Here is a 5,455-nt window from a genome sequence, read left to right as displayed (position 1 = left end):
CGTGAAGGATGTTCCGGCGGTGTCCTACTCTCCCACACCCTGTCGAGTGCAGTACCATCGGCGCTGGCAGGCTTAGCTTCCGGGTTCGGAATGGGACCGGGCGTTTCCCTACCGCTATGGCCGCCGTAACTCTATGAAACTATCCACACCCCTCCACACCCGCACACCATCACCCACCCAACCCCTGGTAGAGGGGTTGGTGGGCGACACCGGGCGGGTGTCGAAGGGTATCTGTGTGTTGTTTCAGATACCGCACAGTGGACGCGTAGCAACCTTTGTTGGTAAGTCCTCGGCCGATTAGTACCGGTCACCTCCACACGTTACCGTGCTTCCAGTTCCGGCCTATCAACCCCATGGTCTGTAGGGGGCCTTAACCACTCGAAGGTGGTGAGAAACCTCATCTTGGAACAGGCTTCCCGCTTAGATGCTTTCAGCGGTTATCCCTTCCGAACGTAGCCAACCAGCAGTGCCCTTGGCAGGACAACTGGCACACCAGAGGTTCGTCCGTCCCGGTCCTCTCGTACTAGGGACAGCCTTCCTCAAGTTTCTGACGCGCGCGGCGGATAGAGACCGAACTGTCTCACGACGTTCTAAACCCAGCTCGCGTGCCGCTTTAATGGGCGAACAGCCCAACCCTTGGGACCTACTCCAGCCCCAGGATGCGACGAGCCGACATCGAGGTGCCAAACCATCCCGTCGATATGGACTCTTGGGGAAGATCAGCCTGTTATCCCCGGGGTACCTTTTATCCGTTGAGCGACACCGCTTCCACATGCCGGTGCCGGATCACTAGTCCCGACTTTCGTCCCTGCTCGACCTGTCAGTCTCACAGTCAAGCTCCCTTGTGCACTTGCACTCGACACCTGATTGCCAACCAGGCTGAGGGAACCTTTGGGCGCCTCCGTTACATTTTGGGAGGCAACCGCCCCAGTTAAACTACCCACCAGGCACTGTCCCTGAACCCGATCAGGGTCCGAGGTTAGAAGTCCAATACGACCAGAGTGGTATTTCAACGACGACTCCACGAACACTGGCGTGCCCGCTTCACAGTCTCCCACCTATCCTACACAAACCGTACCGAACACCAATACCAAGCTATAGTGAAGGTCCCGGGGTCTTTTCGTCCTGCCGCGCGTAACGAGCATCTTTACTCGTAATGCAATTTCGCCGAGTCTGTGGTTGAGACAGCAGAGAAGTCGTTACGCCATTCGTGCAGGTCGGAACTTACCCGACAAGGAATTTCGCTACCTTAGGATGGTTATAGTTACCACCGCCGTTTACCGGGGCTTAAATTCTCAGCTTCGCACCCGAAGGCGCTAACCGGTCCTCTTAACCTTCCGGCACCGGGCAGGCGTCAGTCCGTATACATCGTCTTACGACTTCGCACGGACCTGTGTTTTTAGTAAACAGTCGCTTCTCTCTGGTCTCTGCGACCACACCCAGCTCACAGCGTAAAGCCGGTCACCAGACGTGGTCCCCCTTCTCCCGAAGTTACGGGGGCATTTTGCCGAGTTCCTTAACCACAGTTCTCTCGATCGCCTCGGTATTCTCTACCTGACCACCTGTGTCGGTTTGGGGTACGGGCCGTGTACCAACTCACTAGAGGCTTTTCTCGGCAGCATAGGATCACTGAATTCGCCTCAATCGGCTACGCATCACGTCTCAGGCTCATGTCGTGCGGATTTGCCTACACAACGCCCTACACGCTTACACCAGGTATTCCATCACCTGGCCCAGCTACCTTCCTGCGTCACCCCATCGCTTGACTACTACACCCAGGGTCTCGTGCATCCCCTTCCGGCTTCCCGAAGGAAGTCCATCCGGTTCAGGACGATTAGCACAGATGATTCACCATTTGGCGCGGATACACGGGTACGGGAATATCAACCCGTTGTCCATCGACTACGCCTGTCGGCCTCGCCTTAGGTCCCGACTCACCCTGGGCGGATTAACCTGGCCCAGGAACCCTTGGTCATTCGGCGGACGAGTTTCTCACTCGTCTTTCGCTACTCATGCCTGCATTCTCACTCGCATGGCCTCCACGGCTAGGTCACCCTGCCGCTTCCATGGCCATACGACGCTCCCCTACCCACCCCGACCGCTACACCACCCCCCGCAGGGAATGATGGACGTATTGTCGGAGTGCCGCGGCTTCGGCGGTGTACTTGAGCCCCGCTACATTGTCGGCGCAGGATCACTTGACCAGTGAGCTATTACGCACTCTTTCAAGGGTGGCTGCTTCTAAGCCAACCTCCTGGTTGTCTTCGCGACCCCACATCCTTTTCCACTTAGTACACGCTTAGGGGCCTTAGCCGGCGATCTGGGCTGTTTCCCTCTCGACTACGAAGCTTATCCCCCGCAGTCTCACTGCCACGCTCTCACACACCGGCATTCGGAGTTTGGCTGATTTCGGTAAGCTTGTAGGCCCCCTAGACCATCCAGTAGCTCTACCTCCGGTGTGAAACACGCGACGCTGCACCTAAATGCATTTCGGGGAGAACCAGCTATCACGGAGTTTGATTGGCCTTTCACCCCTACCCACAGCTCATCCCCTCAGTTTTCAACCTAAGTGGGTTCGGGCCTCCACGACGTCTTACCGTCGCTTCACCCTGGCCATGGGTAGATCACTCCGCTTCGGGTCCATGACATGCGACTAAAAACGCCCTATTCGGACTCGCTTTCGCTACGGCTACCCCACACGGGTTAACCTCGCCACACACCGATGACTCGCAGGCTCATTCTTCAAAAGGCACGCCATCACCCACCATCCACCAAAGGATGCACAAGCTCTGACGGATTGTAAGCGCACGGTTTCAGGTACTATTTCACTCCCCTCCCGGGGTACTTTTCACCTTTCCCTCACGGTACTAGTCCGCTATCGGTCACCAGGGAGTATTCAGGCTTACCGGGTGGTCCCGGCAGATTCACAGCAGATTTCACGGGCCCGCTGCTACTCGGGAGACATCCACGAGAGCCCAAGAGTTTTCGCTTACCGGGCTATCACCGTCTATGGCAGGCCGTTCCAGACCACTTCAACTAACACCTGGGTTTCTGACTCTCGCCCTACTCGGCAGAATAGAGAAGAATGTTCCCACTACCCCAACCAGACAACCCCTGCCGGGTATCACATCTGGATGGTTTAGCCTCATCCGCTTTCGCTCGCCACTACTCACGGAATCACTATTGTTTTCTCTTCCTGTGGGTACTGAGATGTTTCACTTCCCCACGTTCCCTCCACACACCCTATATATTCAGATGCGGGTAACACGACATCACTCGTGCTGGGTTTCCCCATTCGGAAATCCTCGGATCTCAGCTCGGTTGACAGCTCCCCGAGGCTTATCGCAGCCTCCTACGTCCTTCATCGGCTCCTGGTGCCAAGGCATCCACCGTACGCTCTTAAACACTTACTAACAAAGATGCTCGCGTCCACTGTGCAGTTCTCAAACAACACACCCACCCGAACCACAACCCAGGACCAGCACCCCCGAAGGAGCCGGTATCACCAGAGATCCGAGCAGATCGTATTTTTTGCCTGGAAAGAACGCCTGTTCTTTCAGGACCCAACAGTGTGTCGATATATCTATCGCCGACAACCACACAAGATCGTCGTTGATGCGAAGAAGCTGTCAGCGTTCCACCCATGAGCTTCCACCGGACTACATTCGAGTCCGACATGGTCTCTGCCACAACCACATCCACCAATGTGAAGGATCGCGGAGAAGTGCTCCTTAGAAAGGAGGTGATCCAGCCGCACCTTCCGGTACGGCTACCTTGTTACGACTTCGTCCCAATCGCCGATCCCACCTTCGACGGCTCCCTCCCACAAGGGGTTAGGCCACCGGCTTCGGGTGTTACCGACTTTCATGACGTGACGGGCGGTGTGTACAAGGCCCGGGAACGTATTCACCGCAGCGTTGCTGATCTGCGATTACTAGCGACTCCAACTTCACGGGGTCGAGTTGCAGACCCCGATCCGAACTGAGACCGGCTTTAAGGGATTCGCTCCACCTCACGGTATCGCAGCCCTCTGTACCGGCCATTGTAGCATGTGTGAAGCCCTGGACATAAGGGGCATGATGACTTGACGTCGTCCCCACCTTCCTCCGAGTTGACCCCGGCAGTCTCTCACGAGTCCCCGCCATTACGCGCTGGCAACATAAGATAAGGGTTGCGCTCGTTGCGGGACTTAACCCAACATCTCACGACACGAGCTGACGACAGCCATGCACCACCTGTACACCGACCACAAGGGGGCCTACATCTCTGCAGGTTTCCGGTGTATGTCAAACCCAGGTAAGGTTCTTCGCGTTGCATCGAATTAATCCACATGCTCCGCCGCTTGTGCGGGCCCCCGTCAATTCCTTTGAGTTTTAGCCTTGCGGCCGTACTCCCCAGGCGGGGTACTTAATGCGTTAGCTACGGCACGGATCCCGTGGAAGGAAACCCACACCTAGTACCCACCGTTTACGGCGTGGACTACCAGGGTATCTAATCCTGTTCGCTACCCACGCTTTCGCTTCTCAGCGTCAGTTACTTCCCAGAGACCCGCCTTCGCCACCGGTGTTCCTCCTGATATCTGCGCATTTCACCGCTACACCAGGAATTCCAGTCTCCCCTGAAGTACTCAAGTCTGCCCGTATCGCCTGCAAGCTCACAGTTGAGCTGTGAGTTTTCACAGACGACGCGACAAACCGCCTACAAGCTCTTTACGCCCAGTAATTCCGGACAACGCTCGCACCCTACGTATTACCGCGGCTGCTGGCACGTAGTTGGCCGGTGCTTCTTCTACAGGTACCGTCACTTGCGCTTCGTCCCTGTCGAAAGAGGTTTACAACCCGAAGGCCGTCATCCCTCACGCGGCGTCGCTGCATCAGGCTTTCGCCCATTGTGCAATATTCCCCACTGCTGCCTCCCGTAGGAGTCTGGGCCGTGTCTCAGTCCCAGTGTGGCCGGTCACCCTCTCAGGTCGGCTACCCGTCGTCGCCTTGGTAGGCCATTACCCCACCAACAAGCTGATAGGCCGCGGGCCCATCTCGCACCGATAAATCTTTCCACCCACCGCCATGCGACAGCAAGTCATATCCGGTATTAGACCCAGTTTCCCAGGCTTATCCCGAAGTGCGAGGCAGATCACCCACGTGTTACTCACCCGTTCGCCGCTCGTGTACCCCGAAGGGCCTTACCGCTCGACTTGCATGTGTTAAGCACGCCGCCAGCGTTCGTCCTGAGCCAGGATCAAACTCTCCGTTGAAGACTCACAACCACACCCCAAAGGGTGCAATCAGATCAAAAACTAGAGTCCGAAAACCCAGCAAAACAATCGCCAGCAAAAAGCTGACAAAAAATGTCCGACCCTCCACACGGGGAGCGAAAGGCCGGAACCAAATAAAACATTTGGCACTGACATTCATCGACACACTATTGAGTTCTCAAAGAACACACGCACACACAT

3 rRNA genes are annotated in these 5,455 nt (G+C 56.3%); all 3 read right to left on the bottom strand.

Annotated elements, in window-relative coordinates:
• Positions 1-11: 11 nt before the first annotated feature.
• The 3 genes from rrf to NG1_RS31725 all read right to left on the bottom strand — a co-directional run bounded on the left by rrf (position 12) and on the right by NG1_RS31725 (position 5,254).
• A 5S ribosomal RNA gene (rrf, locus tag NG1_RS31735) occupies positions 12-128 on the bottom strand.
• A gap of 149 nt (positions 129-277) precedes the next feature.
• Positions 278-3,413: ribosomal RNA gene (locus NG1_RS31730) — 23S ribosomal RNA — on the bottom strand.
• A 322-nt stretch (positions 3,414-3,735) separates the two neighbouring features.
• Positions 3,736-5,254, bottom strand: a 16S ribosomal RNA gene (locus NG1_RS31725).
• Together the 16S, 23S and 5S rRNA genes form the textbook arrangement of a ribosomal RNA operon.
• Between the last annotated feature and the right edge of the window lie 201 nt (positions 5,255-5,455).

Origin of the sequence: Nocardia gamkensis NBRC 108242 (genome assembly GCF_001612985.1) — a bacterium.
GTDB classification, from domain to species: Bacteria; Actinomycetota; Actinomycetes; order Mycobacteriales; family Mycobacteriaceae; genus Nocardia; species Nocardia gamkensis.
The sequence above is the reverse complement of the archived record's forward strand: the minus strand, read 5'-3'. Positions and strand labels throughout refer to the sequence as shown.